A 2,935-nucleotide genomic window follows, 5' to 3' on the forward strand; every position below is an offset into this window, starting at 1 on the left:
CCGGGATCGCGGCCGGCATCGGGCTGCTCGCCCTGACCGCTGCCGCCACGGCCGCCGGAAGCCTCTCCGGCGTCGGAAGCGCGGCCGCCGAGGTGCCCGCGGTATCCGCGGCCGTGGCCGCCGGAAACTTCATCGGTGTCTGCCCCGAACCGTTGAGGCTGCTGGACAGCGCCGCGGACGAGACGGATCCCGAGTTCAGCCCCGTCTCCGATTCGGCCCGCACCCGGGCCCGTGCCGTCGTGGTCAGCGACCTCGGCGGTACGGTCCCGGGCAGCCGCCTGACCGAACTGGGCGCCCGGAAGCCGCTGAAGACCATTGCCGAATCCTCCGCTACCGACGAGGCCCGCGGCAGCAGTGCCGACGGGCAGACCAGGCTGCTCGCCGGCGTCGTCACCGGTCAGAAGCTCACCGCGCCCACGGTGCTCAGCGTCGAACCGATCGGGGGCCGGCAGGCGCTCGCCGGCGGCACCATGACCTACCGGGCCGGGGACGGGGACCTGCGCGGCCTGGCGGCCGCCAACTGCACTGCCCCCGCCAACGACTTCTGGCTGCTCGGCGCCGAGACCGGGGTGGGCGCCACCGCGGTGCTGAACCTGCACAACCCGACGCAGACCCCGTCCACGGTGGACCTGGAGCTGGTCGGGAGCAAGGGGCGCATCCAGGCGTCCGGTTCCCGCGGCCTGCTGCTGGCCCCGGGTGAGAGCCGGTCGATCGTGTTGGGCGGCCTGGCCGCCAAGCAGGATTCCCTCGCCGTGCACGTCACCACCTCGGGCGGTCCCGTCGCGGGCACCATCCAGCAGAGCATCCTGCGCGGGCTGACGCCGGGCGGGGTGGAACTGCTGGCCCGGTCCGCCGATGCCGGCCTGCAGCAGGTGGTCACCGGCGTCCAGGTCCAGGCTGCGGGGCTGTCCAGGTCCGTGCGCGGGCAGCGCGGCTATGAGTCGGCGGCGCCCGCGCTGGAGGTGGTGGTGCCCGGAAGCGAGGACGCCGGCCTCCAGGTGCGCGTCTTCGGCCCGGACGGCGAGGTCCGGTTGCCCGGCGGCGGAGCCATCACGGCAGCGGCCGGCTCCGTGACCGTGGTCCCGCTGGAATCGCTGCCGGCCGGAACGTACTCGGTCCAGGTTACGTCCGACGTCTCGGTGGTGGCGGCGGCGCGCGTGAGCCGGGCGACGGCGAAGGGCGAGCCGGTGGACTTCGGCTGGGCGCCGGCCACTTCGCGGCTGGGCAGCGAGCACCTGGCCATCGTGCCGGGGGAGGCTGGTTCCCGGCTGGTGTTCGGGGCGCCGTCCGGGGCGGCGCAGGTCAAGCTGGTCCCGGTGGGCCGCGACGGCAGGCTGGGCAAGGAACGCGTCGTCGAGGTGCCGGCGGGCACTACCGTCACGGTCGATCCCGGGGCGGACGGCGCGGACCCTGCCGCGGTGATGGTCAGTGCCGCCGGCGACGCCGTCTACGGTTCGCAGGTCCTGGTCAATCCGGGCCGGCCGGATGTGTCGGTGCTGGCGATTCCCGCCGGCGTGCAGGGCCGGCAGAGTGTGCCGGTGCACCTGGGCTACTAGCCCTCCCGGCGAAAATGGGTCGGTAGAGGCGGCCTTCCTGAAGAAAGCGGCCGGTGCCGGTTCCATCGGGGCGGGAGCATCTGCCGGCCAATACTGTTTCTACCGGGAAGGGCTCACCTGCCGGCGGCAGTCCCGGAGCTGCGGGCACTGGACGCCGCAGACCCCGGCCGTAGACTTCATCCATGGCTTCGTCGCACGGCGGGGATCAGCCCCGCGGGGAACGTTCACCCATCCCGCCCGGCCCGGGCCGGACCACCTGCGTGGTGGCCGGCGGCGGACCGGCCGGGATGATGCTCGGGCTGCTGCTGGCCCGGGCCGGGATTGCCGTTACCGTGCTGGAGAAGCACGGAGACTTCCTGCGGGATTTCCGCGGAGACACGGTCCACGCCTCCACCATCCGGCTGCTGGACGAACTGGGCCTGGGGGAGCAGTTCCGCCGGCTGCCGCAGAGCCGGCTGGACAGTTTTGCCGTGCCGGGCCCGGGCGGCGGCGTGGTCCGGATCGGGGACTTCAGCCGGCTGCGCCCGCCGTACAACTATGTGGCGATGATCCCGCAGTGGGACTTCCTGAATTTCCTGGCCGAGGCTGCCGGCCGGGAACCGTCCTTCAACCTGCGGATGAACACCGAGGCCACCGGGCTGCTCTTCGACAACGGCCGGGTGGCGGGGGTCAGCTACCGCAGCACCGAACTGGACGGGGGGACGGGTGAGCTGCGCGCCGACCTGACCGTGGCCTGCGACGGCCGGCATTCGGTGCTGCGGTCGGCTGCCGGACTGCGGACCCGCGAGTATCCGGTGCCGTTCGACGTGTGGTGGTTCAGGCTGCCGCGGCACCCGGAGGAGCCGGGGCCGGTCGCCGGCATCGTGCCGGCCTTCCGGGACCGGGAAGCCCTGGTCACGCTGTTCCGGAAGGATTTCTTCCAGATCGCCTACCTGACGGACAAGGGCTCGGATGCCCGCCTGCGCGCCGAGGGGGTGGAAAGGTTCAGGCAGCGCGTGGCTGCGCTGCGTCCGGACTTCGCGGACCGGGTCGATGCGATCCGGAGCATGGACGACGTGCACGTGCTGGACGTGCGGCTGAACCGGCTGCGCCGCTGGTACCGGGACGGGCTGCTCTGCATCGGCGATGCCGCACATGCAATGTCCCCGGCCGGCGGCGTCGGAATCAACCTGGCCATCCAGGATGCGGTGGCGGCTGCGGCCCTCCTGGCCGGGCCGCTGCGGGCGGGCCGGGTCACCGAGCGACAGTTGGCCAGGGTCCAGCGGCGGCGGACCCTGCCGACCTGGCTGATCCAGGCCTTCCAGCGGCTGTTCCAGGGCGTGGCCTTCGGCCGCCGTTCCCGCGGGCCGGGCAGCCTGGTCCGGGCCGCGGCCTTTGCC

The 2,935-nt window shown here is 73.2% G+C and carries 2 protein-coding genes; both read left to right on the forward strand.

The window, feature by feature from the left end; translation table 11 throughout:
* A partial coding sequence (locus ACFQ36_RS21915) for a DUF5719 family protein (protein ID WP_377017539.1) occupies nucleotides 1–1,556 on the forward strand: 1,556 nt, incomplete at its 5' end.
* A 182-nt stretch (nucleotides 1,557–1,738) separates the two neighbouring features.
* The coding region (locus ACFQ36_RS21920) for an FAD-dependent oxidoreductase (RefSeq protein ID WP_377017542.1) at nucleotides 1,739–2,935 on the forward strand (1,197 nt) is incomplete at its 3' end.

This window comes from Arthrobacter sp. GCM10027362 (genome assembly GCF_042679445.1).
In the GTDB taxonomy this organism is placed as follows: Bacteria; Actinomycetota; Actinomycetes; order Actinomycetales; family Micrococcaceae; genus Crystallibacter.